Below are 19,615 nucleotides of genomic sequence, written 5' to 3' on the forward strand. Positions count from 1 at the left end.
TCCGGCGCCGCAGTGAACGACTTCAACCGGAAACGACATGACCGATCAGATACAGCGCTTTCTTTTCGAGCGTAGCAACGTGCGGGGCGAGATCGTCACGCTGGAGCGCGCCTACGTCGACGTGCTCGACCGCCATGGCTACCCGCCGTCGGTCAATCGACTGCTGGGCGAACTGCTGGCCGCGGCCGCGCTGCTCACCGATACCGTCAAGCTCGACGGCATCCTCAGCATCGAGGTGCGCGGCCAGGGGCCGCTTTCGCTGCTGATGGCGGAATCCAACCCCGGCGGCGAACTGCGCGCCATCGCCCGCCTGAACGAGGATGCCACGCTGCCCGATGGCGGCGCCGGCTTCCGCGAGCTGGTGGGCGAGGGGCACATCGTGATCACCCTCGACCCGCGCGAGGGCAACCGCTACCAGGGCATCGTGGCGCTCGACCACGACACCTTGGCCGGCTGCCTCGAAGCCTACTTCTCGCAGTCCGAACAGCTGCCCACGCAGCTGTGGCTTGAGGCCGATGGCGCGCGTGCCGGCGGCCTGCTGCTGCAGCGCCTGCCCGACGAGTCGCAGAATCAGGACGACGACGCCTGGGAGCGTACCGTTCACCTGGCGCGTACCGTGAAGGCCGAGGAGCTGCTGGGGCTGGCGCCGCAAGATCTGCTGTACCGGCTCTATCACGAAGAGACCGTACGGGTGTTCGAGCCCAAGCCGCTGCGCTTCGGCTGCACCTGCACGCGGGAGCGGATCGGTGAGGCGCTGCTCACCCTGGGCGCCGCCGAGCTGCGCGAGGTGCTGGCCGAGCAGGGCGAGATCGAGACCCAGTGCCACTTCTGCCACACCTGCTACCGCTTCGGTGCGGCCGAGATCGACGCCCTGCTGGGCGCCGAGGATGGCCCACCTCCCACCTTGCACTGAGCGGCCCGGCACGCCCGCGGGGATGCGGTCTCATGCCGTGTCGCCGCGGGTGACGAGATGCTGCATCGCACAAGAATGACGACCGTCAATCTGCAGCAATATGCCCCGATGTAGTAGTAAAACTACAAGAACTTCGGCCAACGTTATCGTTTCCTGGTGGCTACCTTTTTGCCATAATGACGCCCGCCTTAGGTCGATCGCCGCATGACAAGACGGCATCCATCCGCACGGACGATCGGACACCTCACCGAACAGGGCGTGACAGCGCCTGGCACACGAGAGAGAACCGGCCGCAAGGCCCAGGAAACGACATGACCACACCTCAAGCCGCTCCCAAAGAACACGTCAATCTCAGCAGTGCAGAGCTCATCGAGCGTGCCGTGGCCCGCGGTGAAGGCCGCCTGGCCGCCAACGGCGCCCTGGTGGTGAATACTGGCCAGCGTACCGGCCGTTCTCCCAAGGACCGCTTCATCGTTGATGAGCCCTCGACCAGTGGCCAGATCGACTGGGGCAGCGTCAACCGCCCCTTCCCCGCCGAGAAGTTTGATGCGCTCTGGGCCCGCGTCGATGACTACCTGGCCAGCGGCGAGCGGTTCGTTTCCGAACTCCATGTGGGCAGCGACCCGACCCATTACCTGCCGGTGCGCGTGACCACCGAAACCGCCTGGCACAACCTGTTCGGCCGCACCATGTTCGTGCGTCCGGAGGGCTACAACCCCTCCGCCAAGGATGAGTGGACCATCCTCAACGCCCCCTTCTTCGAGTGCGACCCGAGCCGCGATGGGACCAACTCCGACGGCACCGTGGTGATCAACTTCGCCCAGAAGAAGGTGCTGATCGCCGGCATGCGCTACGCGGGCGAGATGAAGAAGGCCATGTTCTCGGTGCAGAACTTCCTGCTGCCCGAGTCCGACGTGCTGCCCATGCACTGCTCGGCCAACGTGGGCGAGGACGGCGAAACCTGCCTGTTCTTTGGTCTCTCCGGCACCGGCAAGACCACCCTCTCGGCCGACCCGGCACGCTACCTGATCGGTGACGACGAGCACGGCTGGGGCCCGGGCACCGTGTTCAACATCGAGGGCGGCTGTTATGCCAAGTGCATAGACCTCTCCGAGAAGAACGAGCCGGTGATCTGGAATGCCATCAAGTTCGGCACCGTGCTCGAGAACGTCGTCCTCGACGACCGCCGTGAGCCCGACTACACCGACGACAGCCTGACCCAGAACTCCCGTGCCGCCTACCCGCTGGAGCACGTCGACAAGCGCGTGCCCGAGAACCGCGCCGGTGAGCCGAACGCCATCGTGTTCCTGACCTGCGACATGTCGGGCGTGCTGCCGCCGGTCTCCGTGCTGTCCAAGGAAGCGGCGGCCTACCACTTCCTGTCCGGCTACACCGCCAAGGTGGGCTCCACCGAAATGGGCTCCTCCTCCGGCCTGGAAGCGACCTTCTCCACCTGCTTCGGGGCGCCGTTCTTCCCGCGCCCGGCGCGCGAGTACGCCGACCTGCTGATCCGCCGCGTGAAGGAAAAGGACGCCCAGGTCTACCTGGTCAATACCGGCTGGACCGGCGGCGCCTACGGCGAAGGCGGTTCGCGCTTCTCGATCCCGACCACCCGCGCCATCATCAGCGCCATCCAGACCGGCGTACTGCGCGAGGTCGAGACCAAGCGCATCGACGGCCTCAACCTCGACGTGCCGACCATGGTGCCGGGCGTGGAGTCGCGCCTGCTCGACCCGCGCGAGACTTGGGAAGACAAAGACGCCTACGATCGCAAGCTGCGCGACCTGGCGGCCAAGTTCGTCGACAACTTCAAGAAGTTCGACGGCGTCAATGAGGCCATCGTCAAGGCCGGGCCCAGCCTGACCTGAGGCCAGGCCGGCGGCAAGCTGAACGGGGAAGAGACCTGGGTCTCTTCCCCGTTTTGCATGGCAGGGGTGTCGTTGTTCGGTTGGCAACTCAGGTGGCTTGGCTTGCCTGCGCCTGCTCGGCGCGGTCGAAGGCGGGGCGCTGCCTGACCAAAACGCTCAGGCGCCGAGGGGGCGCGGCGGGTACTGTCTGCCGCGCCCCTTCCTTTATGGTACCTTGGCGCGATCTTTCGTAGTCGCAATACCAAGGAAGTCATGGACGCCACGACCCGGATCATCTCGCGCCTCGCCGAGGAGCTCGCCGTTCGCCCGCAGCAGGTTTCCGCCACCGTGGAACTGCTCGACGGCGGCGCCACCGTGCCCTTCATCGCTCGCTATCGCAAGGAAGTCACCGGCGGGCTCGACGACACCCAGCTGCGCAACCTCGACGAGCGCCTGCGCTACCTGCGCGAGCTCGAGGAGCGGCGTGCCGCCGTGCTCGCCGCCATCGACGAGCAGGGCAAGCTGACGGCGGTGCTCGCCGGGCAGATCCAGGCCGCGGATACCAAGCAGCGCCTGGAAGATCTTTACCTGCCCTACAAGAAGAAGCGCCGCACCAAGGCGCAGATCGCCCGCGAGGCCGGCCTCGAGCCGCTGGCCGATGCGCTGCTGGCCGATCCCACCCTCGACCCCGAGGCCGTGGCCGCCAACTATCTTCGCCCCGCCGAGGGCGATATCCCCGCCATCGAGGATGCCAAGGCGGCGCTGGACGGTGCCCGCCAGATTCTCATGGAGCGCTTCGCCGAGGACCCGGAGCTGGTCGGCGCGCTGCGCGAGCGGCTGTGGCAGGAGGGCGAGCTCAGTTCCCGCCTGGTGACGGGCAAGGAGCACGAGGGGGCCAAGTTCTCCGACTATTTCGAGCACGACGAGCCGCTGGCCAAGGTGCCCTCACACCGCGCGCTGGCGATGTTCCGCGGCCGCAACGAAGGCGCGCTGATGCTGGCCATTCGCCTGCCCGGCGAAGACGAGGCGCCGATTCATCCGGCCCAGGTGGCCATCGCCAGGCACTTCGGCATCCGCGACGAGGGGCGCGCCGCCGACAAGTGGCTGGCCGACGTGGTGCGCTGGACCTGGCGGGTCAAGCTCTACACCCATCTGGAAACCGAGCTGATGGGGCGGCTGCGCGAGCGCGCCGAGCTCGAGGCCATCGAGGTCTTCGCCGCCAATCTGAAGGATCTGCTGCTGGCCGCACCGGCCGGGCAGAAGGCGACGCTGGCCATCGACCCGGGCCTGCGCACCGGCTGCAAGGTGGCGGTGGTGGACGCCACCGGCCAGTTCCTCGAGCACGCCACCATCTTCCCGCACGCGCCGCGCAACGCCTGGGACGCGTCGCTGGCCGAGCTGGCCAAACTGGTGGACAAGCACGACGTGGCGCTGATCGCCGTGGGCAACGGCACCGCCAGCCGCGAGACCGACAGGCTGGCCGGCGACCTGCTCAAATTGTTCGCCGGTAAAAAACCGCTCGCCAAGGTGATGGTCAGCGAGGCCGGCGCCTCGGTCTACTCCGCCTCGGAGTATGCCTCCAGGAACTGCCCGACCTCGACGTCACCATTCGCGGGGCGGTCTCCATCGCCCGGCGCCTGCAGGACCCGCTGGCTGAGCTGGTCAAGATCGAACCCAAGTCCATCGGCGTGGGTCAGTACCAGCACGATGTCTCGCAGCTGCAGCTGTCGAAGAGCCTGGAAGCGGTGATCGAGGACTGCGTCAACGCTGTGGGTGTCGATCTCAACACGGCGTCGAGTGCGCTGCTCTCGAGGGTGGCCGGGCTCAACCCGGCGCTGGCCGAGAACATCGTTGCGCGACGCAACGCCGAGGGCGCCTTCAGGAGTCGCCGCGAGCTGCTCGACGTCAGCCGCCTGGGGCCCAAGACCTTCGAGCAGTGCGCCGGCTTCCTGCGCATCATGAACGGCGACAACCCGCTCGATGCCAGCGCCGTGCACCCCGAGGCCTACCCGGTGGTGGAGCGCATCGCCAGCCGCAGCGGCCGCCCGGTAGCCAGCCTGATCGGCGATAGCGCCACGCTGAAGGCGGTCAAGCCCGCCGAGTTCGCCGACGAGCGCTTCGGCGTGCCGACCATCAGCGACATCCTCAAGGAGCTCGACAAGCCGGGCCGCGACCCGCGCCCCGAGTTCAAGGCCGCCGAGTTCCGCGAGGGCGTGGAGACGCTCAAGGACCTGGAGCCGGGCATGATCCTCGAGGGCAGCGTGACCAACGTCACCCACTTCGGCGCTTTCGTCGACATCGGCGTGCACCAGGACGGGCTGGTGCATATCTCGGCGCTCTCCGATAAATTCATCGAGGACCCGCGCAGCGTCGTGAAGGCCGGCGACATCGTCAAGGTCAAGGTGATGAGCGTGGACCTGGCCCGCTCGCGCATTGCCCTTTCGATGCGCCTGGACGACACGCCAGGGCAGGACGAGGAGCGCGCACGCGTGGCGAGAAGGCTCCCCGGCAGGGCGGCAAGCCGCCGCGCCGTGGCGGCCAGAAAGCGGCACCGGCAGAAGGTGGTCAGCTGGGCGCGCTGGGTGCGGCGCTGCTCAAGGCCAGGCAGAAACATTGAGCCGTTACGGCTGGGAAGCAATGCCGGCTAACCTTTGAATCGTCGCCCTCGGGCGTCATAATCCGGGTTCACGGGCGCCGGCAGCGCCCGCTTTCCTAGACATGGGGTGACCATCTTGTCTGAAACCTTCGCCACCCTCATCGCGTCCTTGCAGCAGGCGGCCCGCCAGGGCGCCTTGGGCGCCTGCGCCGCGGCCTGGAAAAGGAAGGCCTGCGGGTCGACCGCCGCGGGCATATCGCCAGCACGCCGCATCCCCAGGCGCTGGGGTCGAAGCTGACCCACCCGCATATCACCACCGACTACTCCGAAGCGCTGCTCGAATACATCACGCCGGTCTACTGCCGGCCGGGTGACGCCATCGACTTTCTGGCCGACCTGCACCGCTTCAGCTATCGCCACCTGGGCGACGAGCTGATCTGGCCGGCCAGCATGCCGGCCCGGCTCGATGGCAACGACAGCGTGACCATCGCCGACTACGGCCGCTCCAACGTCGGCACCATGAAGCACGTCTACCGCAAGGGGCTGGACGTGCGCTACGGCCGCATCATGCAGTCGATCGCCGGTATCCACTACAATGTCTCGCTGCCCGACGAACTCTGGACGCTGCTGCAGGCCCGCGACGGACGCCAGGTCATGTCGGTGGACGACTTCCGTTCCGAGCGCTACTTCGGCCTGATCCGCAACTTCCGCCGCCACAGCTGGCTGCTGCTCTACCTGTTCGGTGCCTCGCCGGCGCTGGACCGCAGCTTCCTGCCGGCGGGAGAACGGCCCGACAAGCTGCAGGCCCACGGCCGCGACACCCTGATCTCGCCCTATGCTACCAGCCTGCGCATGTCCGACCTGGGCTACCAGAACAAGGTGCAGGCGCAGCTCAAGATCTGCTTCAACACGCTGTCGAACTACGTGGGTACCCTGCGCCATGCCATTTCTACACCCTGGCCCGCCTACCAGGCGCTGGGCGTGAACGAGCGCGGCGACTGGCGGCAGCTCAATGCCAACATCCTGCAGATCGAGAACGAGTATTACAGCGACATACGGCCCAAGCGGGTCACCCGGCACAACGAGACGCCGAGCCAGGCGCTGGAGGCGCGCGGCGTGGAGTACATCGAGGTGCGCTGCCTCGACCTCGACCCGTTCCTGCCGCTGGGCATCGACGAGGCGCGGCTGCGCTTCATCGATGCCTTCCTGATGTGGTGCCTGCTCTCCGAGAGCCCTTGGATTCCCGACGACGAGTGCAACCGGCTGGACGACAACCGTCGGCTGGTGGTCGAGCGCGGGCGCGACCCGGCGCTGCGCCTGCTGCAGCAGGGGCGCGAACGCTCCATCGCCGACTGGGGCGGCGAGATCATGGGTGAGATCGCCCAGGCCGCCGCGCTGCTCGATGCGCTTGAAACGGGTACCCCCATGCCGACGCCGTCGCGGCGCTGGTGCCCTGGCTGACCGACCCCGCGCTGACGCCCTCCGGTCGCCTGCTGGCGCGCCTGGAGTCGAGCGGCGAGGAGTTCCTCGAGGCGATCCTGGCGATCGCCCGCGAGCAGGCCGAGCAGATGCGCGAAGCGCCGATGGACCCGGCCCGCGCGGCGCTGTTCGACGAGCTTGTGGGCACCTCCCACCAGCAGCAGCGCGAGATCGAGGCCGCCGATCTGGTCGATTTCGATACTTTCCTCGCCCGCTACTTCGCCAGCGCCCGAGAGTCGCGGGCCGCCACGGTTGATTCGGGAGCCGCGCAGTGATGCGGCCAATGCAGTGGGACGTGCGCCGCTGGAGCCTGGCTGGGCTCGCCTTCTGCACGCTGATGATGCTGGTGGCCCTGGGGCTCGAGCATATCGGCGGGCTGGAGCCCTGTCCGCTATGCATCTTCCAGCGTGTGGCAGTACTGGCGGCGGCGGCGGTCTTCACGATCGCCGCCATCCACAACCCCCGCGGGCGGGTTGGTGCAGCGATCTACGGCGGGCTGTCGCTGGCTGCGGTGATCGGCGGCATCGGCGTGGCCTGGCGCCACCTGTGGCTGCAGTCGCTGCCACCTGACCAGGTGCCGAGCTGCGGCCCGGGGCTCGACTACATGATGGACATCCTGCCCATGCGCGACGTGGTCGCCATGGTGCTCTCCGGCTCCGGCGAGTGCGCCGAGATCGACTTCCTGCTGCTTGGCATCTCGCTGCCGGGCTGGACGCTGATCGGCTTCCTGGTGCTGGCCCTGGCGCCGCTGGGCATGTTCGCCAGCGCCTTCCTGCGCACCCGGGCCCGCCCGCTGGCGGCTCATTGACAGCGCCGCTTGCGGTTCGCTGCTTGAACCGCAAGCGGCCGGTCGCCGGTCCTACTGCGGCTTGTGGGTCGAGTCGCTACACGCCGAGATAGCGGTCGCGCAGGGGCTCGTCCAAGTCGGCGGGGATGCCCGTCCACACGCTGCGCCCCTTTTCCAGGATCGTGCAGCGGTCGGCAATGGGCAGCAGCTCGGCCAGCGACTTGTCGACGATCAGCGTCGACTGCCCCTGGGCCTTGAACAGCCGAATGGCGGCCCAGATCTCCTGGCGGATGACCGGGGCGAGCCCTTCGGTGGCTTCGTCCAGCACCAGCAGGCGGGGGTTGGTCAGCAGCGCGCGGCCGATGGCCAGCATCTGCTGCTCGCCGCCGGAGAGGGTGCTGGCCATCTGGCTGCGGCGCTCGGCCAGCCGCGGGAACAGCGCTTCCACGCGGGCCAGGTGCCATTCGCCCGGGCGAGCCGTGACCAGCAGGTTCTCGCGCACCGAGAGATTGGGAAAGCAGCGCCGCCCCTCGGGGACCAGGCCTAGGCCGAGCTGGGCGATGCGGAACGCCGGCAGGCGGCTCAACTCCCGGCCTTCGAAGGTGATGCTGCCGCGACGCGGCGGCGTCAGCCCGAAGATGGCGCGGATGGTGGTGCTCTTGCCCATGCCGTTGCGCCCCATCAGCGCCACCATCTCGCCGGCCTCGATGCGAAGGTCGACGCCGAACAGCGCCTGTGACGGGCCATAGAAGGCCTCGATCGCGGTGACGTTGAGCATCTCACTCCCCCAGGTAGGCTTCGCGGACGTGCGGGTTGGCGCGGATCGCGGCGGCGTCGCCGTGGGCGATCACGGCGCCGGCCACCAGCACCGAGATGCGGTCGGCCAGGCGGAACACGGCGTCCATGTCGTGCTCGATCAGCAGGATCGGCACCTCGTGCTTGAGTGCCTCGAGCAGCTCGGTGAGATGTGCCGTGCCCTCGGGACCGAGCCCCGCCATGGGCTCGTCGAGCAGCAGCACCCGCGGCTTCAGTGCCAGCGCGCAGGCCATTTCCACTTGGCGTCGCTCGCCGTGGGAGAGTTCGGCCACCGGGGTGTCGGCGCGCCGGGTCAGCCCCATGCGTGCCAGGGCCTCCTGGGCCGGGGCGAGCAGGCTCTCGTCGCGGTTCACCGGCTTCCAGAAACGGAAGCTGTGCCCTTGCAGCGCCTGCACGGCGATCATCACGTTGCGCCTCACCGACAGCGGCTCGGCCAGTGACGAGACCTGGAAGCTGCGCCCGAGCCCCAGCCGCGCGCGCTGGGCCACGCTGAGCGAGGTGACCTCGCGGCCGGCCAGGTGGATGCTGCCGGAATCGGGCCTGAGGCTGCCGGCGATCTGGCCGATCAGGGTCGACTTGCCGGCACCGTTGGGGCCGATCAGGGCGTGGATCTCGCCCGGGCGCAGGTCGAGGCAGACATCGCGGGTGGCCTGCAGGGCGCCGAAGCGCTTGTTGAGGTGAGAAAGCCGGAGCACGGCGTCACTCATGGCGCTCCCTCCCGGCCAGCCAGCCCATCACGCCGTGCCTGGCGAACAGCACCACGAACAGCAGCACCAGGCCGAGGAACAGCTTCCAGTATTCGGTCAGCCCGCCCAGCAGGGTTTCCATCATCACGAACAGTGCGGCGCCGGCCAGCGGCCCGTACAGCCGCCCCACGCCGCCGAGAATCACGATCACCATCAGCTCGCCCGACATGTGCCAGCTCAGCAGGGTGGGGCTGACGAAACCGTTGAGGTCGGCGTAGAGCGCCCCGGCCAGTCCGGTGATCATCGCCGAGATGACGAAGGCCGCCAGGCGAATGGGGTAGGGCGCGATGCCGGCGGTGGCCAGCCGGGTCTCGTTGAGCCGGGCCATGGTCAGGGCGGCGCCGAAGCGCGACTTCATCAGGCGTGAGGTCAGCGCGAGCGACAATACCAGGCCGCCGAAGCAGATCAGGAAGAAGGTGCGGGCATCGTTGGTGTCGACCCATGGCAGCGAGTTGCGCAAGTAGATCGGCAGGCCGTCCTCGCCGCCGTAGGTGGGCCAGGAGTTGGCGAAGTAATAGAGCATCTGGGCGAAGGCCAGGGTGATCATGATGAAGTAGACCCCGGTGGTGCGCAGCGAAATGGCGCCGATGGCCAGCGCCAGCAGGCCGCACAGCACGACTGCCGCGAGCCAGATCGCCAGCATGCTGTCGCTGCCGGGAATGGTCACCGGCCAGGCAATTGCCGGGGTGAAGTCGAAGGCGTGGTAGGCACTGATGCCGGCCACGTAGCCGCCCAGCCCGAAGTAGGCAGCGTGGCCGAAGCTGACCATGCCGCCGTAGCCGATGGCCAGGTTGAGGCCCACCGCCGCCATGGCGACCAGGGTCAGGCGCGAGGCCAGGTTGACGTAGTAGATGTGGTCAAGCTGATAGGCAGCTAGCGGCAGCACCAGCAGCAGAGTCAGCAGGGTCAACTGCACCGTGGCCTGGCGGTCGTGCCAGGCCGCGGCCAGCCTTGGGGTCTTGGTGGCGTTAGTCATTGGCGGCAAACAGCCCCTTGGGTTTGAACGCGAGAATCACGGCCATCAGGATGTAGATCAGCATGGCGGCCAGGGCGGCACCGACCCCGGCGGCCTCGGAAGGAGGCAGGAACTGGCGGAAGAACAGTGGCAGCAGTACCCGGCCCAGGGTATCCACCACGCCGACCAGAATGGCACCGTACAGCGCGCCCTTGATCGAGCCGATGCCGCCGATCACGATCACCACGAAGGCAAGGATCAGCACCGGCTCGCCCATGCCCACCTGCACCGACTGCAGTGCCTCGACCAGCGCGCCGGCCAGTCCGGCCAGCGCGGCGCCCATGGCGAACACCAGGGTATAGAGCCGGGCGATGTTGACCCCCAGGGCGCCGATCATCTCGCGGTCGCTTTCGCCCGCGCGGATGCGCATGCCGAGCCGGCTGCGCGTGATCACCAGATACAGGCCCACCGCCACGGCGATCCCCACGGCGATGATCATCAGCCGGTAGAGCGGATAGCGCAGCCCGCCGGGCAGGGTGACCGAGCCGGAGAGCAGCGGCGGCGGGTTGAGCCACAGCGGCGAGGAGCCGAACAGCCAGCGGGTGCCTTCGGAGAACACCAGGATCAGGGCGAAGGTGGCCAGCACCTGGTCGAGATGCGGGCGATGGTAAAGCCGCCGGATCACGATCAGCTCCACCAGCGCGCCGACCGCGGCGGCGGCGATCATCCCGGCGGCGAGGCCGACCAGGAACGAGCCGGTGGCGGCGGTCACCACCGCGGTGGCGTAGGCGCCCACCATGTAGAAAGAGCCATGGGCCAGGTTGATCAGGCCCATCACGCCGAACACCAGGGTCAGCCCGCTGGCCATCAGAAACAGCATGGTGCCGAGCTGAAGGCCGTTGATGAGTTGCTCGATAAGCAGGGTCACGGACACGGCGGACATCCTTGCAGCAAAAGATAGAAACGCCGGGCGGCCAGGGCCCGGCGGTCATGCCTACATCCGGCACTCGGTGTGGTAGACGTCCTGGATGTCCTCGATTGCGATACCGACCAGGCGATTGGTCGGCTGGCCGTCGTCGCCCGCCACCACCTCGCGCACGTAGATGTTCTGGATCGGATGGTGGTTGGGGCCGAAGCGGAACTCGCCGCGCACCGAGTCGAAGTCGGCCTCGCGCAGCGCTTCGCGGAAGGCGTCCTGCTCGCTGGGGTGGGCCTTCTCCAGCGCGCTGAGGATCAGGTTGGCGGTGTCGTAGCCCTGGGCCGCATACAGCGTCGGGGTGCGGCCGTAGGTGTCGCGGAAGGCCGCGACGAAGGCGTGGTTGGCCTCGTTGTCGAGGTCGTAGGCCCACTGTGAGGTGTTCATGGCGCCGATGGCGGCGCTGCCCACCGCCTTGATGATGATCTCGTCGAACGAGAAGGCGGCACCGAACACCGGCAGCTCGACGCCGGAGTTCTCCCACTGCTTCATGAAGGAGATGCCCATGCCGCCGGGCAGGAAGAAGAACAGACTGTCGGCGTTGCTGGCGCGGATCTGGGCGATCTCGGCGGCGTAGTCGGTCTGGCCCATCTGGGTGTAGATCTCGCCGGCCACCTCGCCCTCATAGAGGTGCTTGAACCCGGCCAGGGCATCGGTGCCGGCGGGGTAATTGGGGGCGAGCAGGATCGGCCGCTCGAAGCCCTGTTCGCGCATGTAGGCGCCCATGGCGCCGTGCAGGTTGTCGTTCTGGTAGGCCACGTTGAAGTAGTTCTCGTGACACATGCGCCCGGCGAGATCCGACGGGCCGGCATTCGGCGAGAGATAGAAGGTGCCCTGGCGCACGGCGGCCGGCACCACTGCCATGGCCAGGTTGGAGAAGATGATCCCGGTGAGGATGTCGACCCGGTCGCGCTGCATGAATTCGTTGGCCAGGCTGCGCGCCAGGTCGGGCCGGTTGGCGTCGTCCTGCACCAGCACGCGGACGTCGTCGCGACCGGCACGCTCCATGGCCAGCAGGAAGCCGTCGCGCACGTCGACGCCCAGGTGGGAGCCGCCGCCGGACAGGGTGGTGATCATGCCGATCTTCACCTCGTCGGCGTGGCTGGCGGCCATGGCCGTGGTCAACAGCAGGCTCATGCCGAGAGTGGCGAGTCGCTTCATTCGATTACCCTCTTTGTTCTCGCTTGTTGTGTTCGTGAGCGTGGTGTCCAGCCCGCTCCTGCCGCCCTGTGACGTCACGGGCGACCTTTCTGCGCCCGCCCTGGCAAGGCCTGGGTCGGGGCAGACGATGATAGCGTCATTGCGTGCGTTGAAGTACCGCCAACGGCACTTCGGGGCGAAAAGGCGCCGTGCTTTTGCCGCGGCGCAGGATTGACAGTCGTGCTGCCAGGGGTGAGTCTGGAGGCGTCGAGAAAGGGATGCTCGGCCCTGTTCCGACCGTAGACCATACACGGCTTCACAAGGGAAGGAGGCTAACATGCTGGAAGAGTGCAAGACCGCTCGGGAGCGCTGGGGAGGCGTCCATCAGATCATCGACCGCTGGCTGGACGAGCGGCGCGAGCTGCTGGTGGCGTTCATCGAGCTCAAGGAAGCATGTGACAGCGAGCTGGAAGCCGTGAGCAAGCCGCAGATCGATCGCTTCAGCGAGCTGCTGATGGATTACATCAGCGCCGGCCACTTCGAGATCTATCCCCAGCTGCGCGAGGAGGCGCTTGCCTTCGAGGACCATCAGGCGCTGGCCATCGCCAGCAAGCTGCTGGAGCGGCTGGACCTTTCCACCGAGATGGTACTGGCCTTCGACGCCGACTTCGCCACGCCGGTGCGCTGCCAGCACTACCTGCCGCGCCTGCCGGCCTGGCTCGATCGCCTGGCCACGGGGCTGACCGAACGCTTCGCCCTGGAAGACCAGCTGATCGACCGCCTGCACGCCGCTCACGCGCCGCGCGTCGCGGCGGCCACCCAATAAACTCCCGCTGACGGCACCCACCGGCGTGTTGCCGGCGGGCGGCCGTCCTGCTATCCGCTGGGGTGGCGGGGCGCCTCGCCATGCTCCCCGGCATGGCCTGGGTCATGGCTGTTGGCATGGTTCTCGGCATCGCCGCGGCGCCCGAGCACCAGCATGCAAGGGGTCAGCAGCAGCGTCAGGCCGGTGGCGAACACCAGCCCGCCGGCAATGGCGCTGGAAAGCTGCGTCCACCATTGCGTGGAAGGGGCGCCGAAGCCCAGGCTCGGGGCGAACAGGTTGACGTTGATTCCAAGCACCATGGGCATCAGCCCCAGCACCGTGGTGATCGCCGTGAGCAGCACCGGGCGCAGGCGCAGGCCGCCCGCTTCCAGCGCCGCCTCGACGGGCGCCAGTCCCTCGCGGCGCAGCTCGTTGTAGGTGTCGATCAGCACGATGTTGTTGTTCACCACGATGCCCGCCAGGGCGATGATGCCCATGCCCACCATGACGATGCCGAACGGCTGGCCGTTGACCAGCAGGCCCATCAGCACCCCGGCGGTGGAGAAGACGATCGCCGAGAGCACCAGCGCCGCCTGGTAGAGGCTGTTGAACTGAGTCACCAGGATGATCGCCATCAGGCCGATCGCCACCAGGAAGGCGATGACCAGGAAGCGGCTGGCCTCCGCCTGCTCCTCCTGCTCCCCGGCGACGTTGACCACCACCCCTCGGGCAATGAGCCCACGGCCTGCAGCAGGGCGCGCAGGCGTTCGTCGGGCTGATGGCCCTCGGCTACGTCGGCTTCCAGGGTGATGGCGCGCCGGCCGTCGATGCGGTGCAGGGTGCCGACCTTGGGCGCCGGCGCCAGGCTGGCGAAGTGCGAGACCGGCACCTGGCCGCGCGCGGTGTTGAGCGTAAGCCGCTCGAGCTGGTCGAGGCTGCGCCAGGCTTCGGGCAGGCGTACGCGGATGTCCACCTCATCGGGCGCATGGGCGGGGCGGTAGGTGGCCACCTGCAGGCCGGTGGTGACCAACTGCACGGCGCTGCCCACCGCGGCGACATCGGCGCCCAGGCGGGCGGCGGCGGCGCGGTCGACGTTGAGCCGCCACTCGATGCCGGGCAGGCTGCGGTTGTCCTCGATATCGCGGAAGCCGCCCAGTTGCTCCATGTGCCGGCGAATCGTCGCCACCGCGGCCTCGCCGTCGGCCGCCTGCTGGGCGCTCACCTCCAGCACGATGGGCTTGCCGCCGCCGGGGCCCTGCTCCTGTTCGCGGAACTCGAGCACCACGCCGGGCAAGTCGGCGGTACGCTCGGCCATCTCGCTCATGATCGCCCGCGCCGGGCGGCGGCGCTGCCAGTCGATCAGCTGGAACTGCACCACCCCGATCACGTCGTTGCCGATCTGCTCGTTGGGCACGCCGTAGGAGCGGGCATAGAGCGCCTGGACCTCGCTCATGCCGGCCAGCCGCGCCTCGACCCGTTGCACCACCGCATCCTTCTCCATGGCCGAGAAGTCGCCGCGGCTGCGAATCACCACCTGCGCACTGTCGGGCTCCACGTCGGGAAAGAACTCCACGCCGTGATGGAAGCGGCCGTAGCCGACGAAGATCAGCGCGATCAGCAGCAGGGCGATCAGCAGCGTCATGCCGGGCCAGGCCAGCAGCCGGGCGAGAGCGGCGCGATACAGATGCCCGCCGAGGCTGATCTGCGGCGTCTCATCGCGTGGCGGCCTGGCCTGGCGGGCGCTGAACACGCCGCCCAGAGTGGGCAGAAAGATCAGCGCCATGGCCAGCGAGGCGAGCAGGCATAGAATCACCGTGGCCGGCAGGTACTTCATGAACTCGCCCACCACGCCGGGCCAGAACAGCAGCGGCACGAACACCGCCAGGGTGGTGGCGGTGGCGGCGATCACCGGCCAGCTCATGCGCGCCGCGGCGTTGATCCAGGCTTGCCGTGGCGGCTGGCCCTCGCGCAGGTGGCGGTCGGCCAGCTCGCTGACCACGATGGCGCCATCCACCAGCATGCCGGCAACGAGAATGAGCGCGAACAGCACCACGATGTTGAGGGTATAGCCGATGGCCCAGATCAGCAGGATGCCGGTGAGAAAGGCGCCGGGAATGGTCAGTCCCACCATCAGCGCCGAGCGCAGGCCCATCACTGCCAGGATCACGATCAGCACCAGCGCCACGGCGGTCAGCACGTTGTTGAGCAGCTCAGAGAGCATCTGCTCCACGGTGTCGGACTGGTCCATGATGGTGGTGATGGCGAGCGCTTCAGGCAGCAGCGGGGCCGCCTCGTCGAGCACCTCGCGCACTCCCGCCACGGTGGCCATGAGGTTGGCGCCGGCACGCTTGGAGATCTCCAGCACCATGGCCGGCTCGCCGTCGATGCGAGCGAAGCCCTCGGGGTCCTTGAAGGTGGGGTGAATCCAGGCGACGTCGGCAAAGGTCACCACCCGGTCGCCATCCACCTTCACCGGCATGGAGAGCACATCGTCCAGGCTCGCGATCACACCGGGCACCTTCACCGGCGAGCGCCCGGCGCCGGTGTCCAGGCTGCCGGCGGCCACCAGGCGGTTGTTGCGCGTGATCAGGTTGAACAGTTCATCGAAGTCGACGCCGTAGCTATCCAGCACCAGCGGGTCGATGACGATCTCCATCAGCTCCTCGCGCTCGCCGCCGATGTCGACCTCGAGTACCTCGGGGATGCCTTCCATCGCCTCCTGTAGCCGACGCGCAATGGCCAGCCGCTGCGTCTCCTCCAGCGGCCCGGAAAGGCCAAGGGTGAGCACCGGGAAGCGCCCGACGTTGACCTCCATGACCCGCGGCTCGTCGGCTTCCTCGGGCAGCGAGGCGTTGGCGATGTCGACCCGCTCGCGCACGTCGGCCAGCGCCCGGCGAGGGTCGAAGCCGGCGTCGAACTCGAGGGTGATGGCGGCATGGCCCTCGCTGGACTGGGCGGTCATCTTCCTCACGCCCTCGATGGTGCGCAGCTCCTGCTCCATGGGGCGCACCAGCAGCCGTTCGCCATCCTCTGGGCTGACCCCTCCAGCGACAGCGAGACGTAGATGATCGGAATGGCGATATCGGGGTTGGCCTCCTTGGGCACCGCCTGCCAAGCGGCAAGCCCCGCCAGCAGCAGCGACACCAGCAGCAGCAGGGTGGTGCGCGAGCGGTTGAGGGCGGCCTCGATCAGCGTGCGCATGTCAGGGCGATGCCTCGCTGGGTGAGGTGGCCTCGGTCGCCTCGGCCGCGACCGCAATCACCGCATCCCCGGCGGTCACGAAGCCGCCGCCAAGGGTGATTAGGCGGATCGTCTCGGGCAGCCCGGCCACCCGGGCCGTGCGGGCATCGGCATCGACCAGGCTCACCGGCGAACGGACCACGCGGTCCTCTGCGTCGAGATGCTTGACCTGCAGTTGGCCCTCGTCATTCAGCTCCAGCAGGGCGGGGAGAGCGCATGCACGCGGCGCTGCGGCAATGCGATGGCGAGGGTGGCGCTGGCACCGGCCAGGCGCAGCCGCTCGGGGTTGTCCAGCTCGGCCTCGACATGGAACGAACGGGTGGCGTCGTCGGCGCGGCTGGCCACGTGCACCAGCTCGCCGCTGAGCGGCTCGCCGTTGAGCAGCCGCACCTCGACCGCTTGCCCGGGCGCCAGCGCCAGCGCATCGCGCTGGGCGACCCAGGCGCTGGCGGTCAGCCGGCGGTCGTCGAGCAGGCGGCCGAAGGTCTCGCCGCTCTGCAGCACGTCGCCCAGTTCCACATCCAGGCGGTCGAGCACGCCGTCGAAGGGCGCGCTCGGGCGTGTCTCGGCCAGCGCATGGCGCAGTTGAGCCACCTCGGCTGCGGCCTGACTGGCGCTTGCCTGCAGGCGCAGCAACTCCGGCTGCGAAAGCAGGTTGCGCCGGCGCAGGTCGTCGGCGCCGGCCAGCTCCGCCCGTGCCAGGGTGAGCTGGTCCTCGGCCCGCGAGAGCTGGGCTTCCAGGGCGTCGGGCGAGAGCACCAGCAGCGTCTCGCCGCCGGCCACCCGCGTACCCTGGCGGACCGGCAGCCCCGTCACTCGCCCGTCGCTGCGGGTGCGCAATTCAACCTCGCGCAGCGCCCGCAGGTGGCCCTGGGTCACCAGCCGAGGCGTGTAGGGCTGCGCCTCGCTGAGGCGATACTCCACCCGCGGCAGCGCCTCGGTGGGGGCGCCTGCGGCGCCGGGGCTGTGGCCTGGAAGCGCTGCATGTCGCCGAGCAGCAGCCACAGCAGCAGGGCGAGCAGTACGGCGGCGGCCAGCAGGTAGGAGAGCGGGGGGCGTCTTGGCATGGGGCCTATCCTGGCGTCGGCAAGGGTGACGGGTGGAGCCGGCACAGCATAGCGCATCGTCAGTAGGCGGCGCAGGGTCGGCCTAGCCGGAGGTCGGATTGAGTTTTGTGCGCTGCAGGCATACCATTCTGGCGGTTCGAATTTCGGCAGGGCGGGTAATCGTTTCCCGCCAGGCTCAGCCTCACGGCGTCACCCCGCGCGTTGAAAAACCAAGGAGCAATGATGAAAGATCCCGTTCGTATTGCCATTACCGGCGGTGCTGGCCAGATCAGCTACTCCCTTATCTTCCGTATCGCGGCTGGCGACATGCTGGGGCCGGATCAGCCTGTCATTCTCCAGCTGCTTGAGATCCCGCAGGCCATGGATGCGCTGAACGGCGTGGTCATGGAAGTGAACGACTGTGCCTTCCCGCTGGTGCAGGACATCGTTGCCACCGACGACCCCAACGTCGCCTTCAAGGATGCCGACTTCGCCCTGCTGGTGGGTGCGCGTCCGCGCGGCCCGGGCATGGAGCGCAAGGACCTGCTGGAAGCCAACGCGGCGATCTTCTCCGTGCAGGGCAAGGCGCTCAACGACAACGCCAGCCGCAACGTGCGCGTGCTGGTGGTGGGCAACCCGGCCAACACCAACGCCCTGATCGCCTCGTGCAACGCGCCGGACCTGAGCCCGCGCCAGTTCACTGCGATGACGCGCCTGGATCACAACCGCGCCCTGACCCAGCTTGCCCAGAAGACCGGCAAGCGCGTCACCGACATCGAGAACATGATCATCTGGGGCAACCACAGCGCCACCCAGTACCCGGACCTGGCCCACACCCAGGTGGCCGGCACTGCGGCCTTCGACCTGGTCGAGCGCGACTGGTACGAGAACGACTTCATCCCCACCGTGCAGCAGCGCGGCGCCGCCATCATCAAGGCGCGCGGAGCCTCTTCCGCCGCGTCCGCCGCCTCTTCCGCCATCGACCACATGCGCGACTGGGCGCTGGGTAGCGACAAGGTGGTGAGCATGGCGATTCCCTCCGACGGCAGCTATGGCATCGAGGAAGGCATCATCTACTCCTACCCGGTGCGCTGCCAGAACGGCGACTACGAGATCGTGCAGGGCCTCGAGATCAACGAGTTCAGCCGTGGCAAGATGAAGGCCACCGAAGACGAGCTGCGCGAAGAGCGCGCCGCCGTCGAGCACCTGCTGGGCTGATCGTTCAGGCCAGCAGCATAGCGCCCCCGGCGAGCGATCGCCGGGGGCGCTGTCGTTTTGGGTCGAGCGTTGCAAGCCGGCCGTACCTTGCGCGTCATCTCGCTCGGCTATTCACTCAGCGTTGAGCAGAGATGAAAAACCCCGAAAGCCAAGCTTTCGGGGTGTTGCCTTTGGCGGGGCGGGCCTGGGCTCAGTCGCGCAGGCTCATGATCCGCCAGCCGCGCTGTTCGGCCACTTCGCGCAGGGTGGGATCCGGGTCCACCGCGACCGGGTGGTCCACCCGCTCCAGCAGCGGCAGGTCGTTGTGCGAGTCGCTGTAGAACCAGGCGTCGTCCAGGGTCAGGTCCTTGTCGGCCAGCCACGCCTCCAGGCGGTGCACCTTGCCTTCCCTGTAGCTGGGCGTGCCGCTCACCTTGCCGGTGTAGCGGCCATCCACCACTTCCGGCTCCACCGCGATCAGGTGATCCACCCCCAGCCGCTCGGCGATGGGGCCGGTGATGAAGCGGTTGGTGGCGGTGATGATCAGCAGGGTATCGCCGCGGGTGCGGTGGCGTGCCAGCAGCTCCTCACCCTTGGCCAGGATGCTGGGTTCGATCTTGCTGGCCATGAACTGCTGGTGCCATGCGGCCAGCTGCTCGGGCGAGATGTCGGCCAGCGGCTGGAGCGCCACGGCGAGGAAGGCGTGGATGTCCAGCGTGCCGGCTTCGTAGTCGGCCAGGAAGCGATCGTTGGCTTCCCGGTAGGCGGCGGAATCGACAGCGCCCTGCTCCAGCAGGAATTCGCCCCAGGCATGATCGCTGTCGATGGACAACAGGGTGTTGTCCAGGTCGAAAATGGCCAGACTCACGGCTTACCCCTTGCAGTAGATGAGTGACGAAACGCTACAGAACGCGAAAGGTCGCGATTATGGCAGACAACCGGAGCCACTGCTAAGCCCGTTCCAATCGTCAGGTGTCGATGGCGGCTAATGCACTCACGGCTTTTCGTTGTATTGAAGCGCTTTGTGGCAATGTGGAAGAATGACTCTCATACGAATTCATAAGGTGAAGTC

15 protein-coding genes and 3 pseudogenes are annotated in these 19,615 nt (G+C 67.9%); 7 read left to right on the plus strand and 11 right to left on the minus strand.

Annotated elements, in window-relative coordinates; genetic code table 11:
* Window positions 1–37: 37 nt before the first annotated feature.
* The 5 genes and pseudogenes from hslO (at window position 38) to ACUDAL_RS02855 (ending at window position 7,643) form a co-directional block, all read left to right on the plus strand.
* A complete protein-coding gene (hslO, locus tag ACUDAL_RS02835) occupies window positions 38–913 on the plus strand; it encodes an Hsp33 family molecular chaperone HslO (protein WP_444677072.1) in 876 nt (291 codons plus the stop codon).
* Between the two features lie 311 nt (window positions 914–1,224).
* A complete protein-coding gene (locus tag ACUDAL_RS02840) occupies window positions 1,225–2,781 on the plus strand; it encodes a phosphoenolpyruvate carboxykinase (protein ID WP_444677073.1) in 1,557 nt (518 codons plus the stop codon).
* A 252-nt stretch (window positions 2,782–3,033) separates the two neighbouring features.
* Window positions 3,034–5,377 (plus strand): annotated as a pseudogene (locus ACUDAL_RS02845) (Tex family protein).
* 115 nt (window positions 5,378–5,492) lie between these two features.
* Window positions 5,493–7,110, plus strand: a pseudogene (gshA, locus tag ACUDAL_RS02850) (glutamate--cysteine ligase).
* Window positions 7,110–7,643, plus strand: a complete 534-nt coding sequence (locus tag ACUDAL_RS02855; protein ID WP_444679295.1) for a disulfide bond formation protein B — start codon at window positions 7,110–7,112, stop codon at window positions 7,641–7,643. Before gshA ends, ACUDAL_RS02855 begins: the two are co-directional and overlap by 1 nt.
* Before the next feature lie 76 nt (window positions 7,644–7,719).
* On the opposite strand, the gene ACUDAL_RS02860 is transcribed toward ACUDAL_RS02855, so the two are convergent.
* From ACUDAL_RS02860 to ACUDAL_RS02880, 5 genes are read right to left on the minus strand one after another with little or no spacing between them, the layout of a single operon-like run.
* Window positions 7,720–8,400, minus strand: coding sequence for an ABC transporter ATP-binding protein (locus ACUDAL_RS02860; RefSeq protein ID WP_444677074.1), 681 nt, complete (start codon window positions 8,398–8,400; stop codon window positions 7,720–7,722).
* Between the two features lies 1 nt (window position 8,401).
* Window positions 8,402–9,145, minus strand: a complete 744-nt coding sequence (locus tag ACUDAL_RS02865) for an ABC transporter ATP-binding protein (protein ID WP_444677075.1) — start codon at window positions 9,143–9,145, stop codon at window positions 8,402–8,404.
* Window positions 9,138–10,160 carry a branched-chain amino acid ABC transporter permease gene (locus ACUDAL_RS02870; RefSeq protein ID WP_444677076.1) on the minus strand — a complete coding sequence of 341 codons (1,023 nt, stop codon included), beginning with the start codon at window positions 10,158–10,160 and terminating at the stop codon, window positions 9,138–9,140. Before ACUDAL_RS02870 ends, ACUDAL_RS02865 begins: the two co-directional genes overlap by 8 nt.
* Window positions 10,153–11,073 (minus strand): branched-chain amino acid ABC transporter permease, encoded by a 921-nt coding sequence (locus ACUDAL_RS02875; protein ID WP_444677077.1) that lies wholly within the window; start codon window positions 11,071–11,073, stop codon window positions 10,153–10,155. Before ACUDAL_RS02875 ends, ACUDAL_RS02870 begins: the two co-directional genes overlap by 8 nt.
* 60 nt (window positions 11,074–11,133) lie before the next feature.
* Complete coding sequence (locus tag ACUDAL_RS02880; RefSeq protein WP_444677078.1) at window positions 11,134–12,276, minus strand: ABC transporter substrate-binding protein; 1,143 nt, start codon at window positions 12,274–12,276, stop codon at window positions 11,134–11,136.
* A gap of 316 nt (window positions 12,277–12,592) precedes the next feature.
* Here ACUDAL_RS02880 and rsd point away from each other — a divergent pair, with 316 nt between their 5' ends.
* Window positions 12,593–13,081 (plus strand): sigma D regulator, encoded by a 489-nt coding sequence (gene rsd, locus ACUDAL_RS02885; protein ID WP_444677079.1) that lies wholly within the window; start codon window positions 12,593–12,595, stop codon window positions 13,079–13,081.
* A 50-nt stretch (window positions 13,082–13,131) separates the two neighbouring features.
* On the opposite strand, the pseudogene ACUDAL_RS02890 reads toward rsd, so the two are convergent.
* The 5 genes and pseudogenes from ACUDAL_RS02890 to ACUDAL_RS02910 all read right to left on the minus strand — a co-directional run bounded on the left by ACUDAL_RS02890 (window position 13,132) and on the right by ACUDAL_RS02910 (window position 17,367).
* Window positions 13,132–16,061 (minus strand): annotated as a pseudogene (locus tag ACUDAL_RS02890) (efflux RND transporter permease subunit).
* The gene (locus ACUDAL_RS02895; protein WP_444677080.1) at window positions 16,028–16,261 is read right to left on the minus strand and encodes a hypothetical protein; all 234 of its coding nucleotides are present in this window, start codon (window positions 16,259–16,261) and stop codon (window positions 16,028–16,030) included. Before ACUDAL_RS02895 ends, ACUDAL_RS02890 begins: the two are co-directional and overlap by 34 nt.
* Before the next feature lies 1 nt (window position 16,262).
* Window positions 16,263–16,442, minus strand: a complete 180-nt coding sequence (locus tag ACUDAL_RS02900) for a hypothetical protein (protein WP_444677081.1) — start codon at window positions 16,440–16,442, stop codon at window positions 16,263–16,265.
* A 47-nt stretch (window positions 16,443–16,489) separates the two neighbouring features.
* A complete protein-coding gene (locus ACUDAL_RS02905; protein WP_444677082.1) occupies window positions 16,490–17,224 on the minus strand; it encodes an efflux RND transporter periplasmic adaptor subunit in 735 nt (244 codons plus the stop codon).
* Window positions 17,176–17,367, minus strand: coding sequence for a hypothetical protein (locus ACUDAL_RS02910; protein WP_444677083.1), 192 nt, complete (start codon window positions 17,365–17,367; stop codon window positions 17,176–17,178). The genes ACUDAL_RS02905 and ACUDAL_RS02910 overlap by 49 nt, the downstream gene beginning before the upstream one ends.
* 222 nt (window positions 17,368–17,589) lie before the next feature.
* On the opposite strand from ACUDAL_RS02910, the gene ACUDAL_RS02915 reads away from it, so the two are divergent.
* Window positions 17,590–18,564 (plus strand): malate dehydrogenase, encoded by a 975-nt coding sequence (locus ACUDAL_RS02915; protein ID WP_444677084.1) that lies wholly within the window; start codon window positions 17,590–17,592, stop codon window positions 18,562–18,564.
* A 190-nt stretch (window positions 18,565–18,754) separates the two neighbouring features.
* Here ACUDAL_RS02915 and ACUDAL_RS02920 read toward each other — a convergent pair whose 3' ends face one another.
* A complete protein-coding gene (locus ACUDAL_RS02920; protein ID WP_444677085.1) occupies window positions 18,755–19,411 on the minus strand; it encodes an HAD family hydrolase in 657 nt (218 codons plus the stop codon).
* Window positions 19,412–19,615 lie beyond the last annotated feature (204 nt).

It is taken from the genome of Halomonas sp. E19, from assembly GCF_052439355.1.
Taxonomy (GTDB): Bacteria; Pseudomonadota; Gammaproteobacteria; order Pseudomonadales; family Halomonadaceae; genus Halomonas.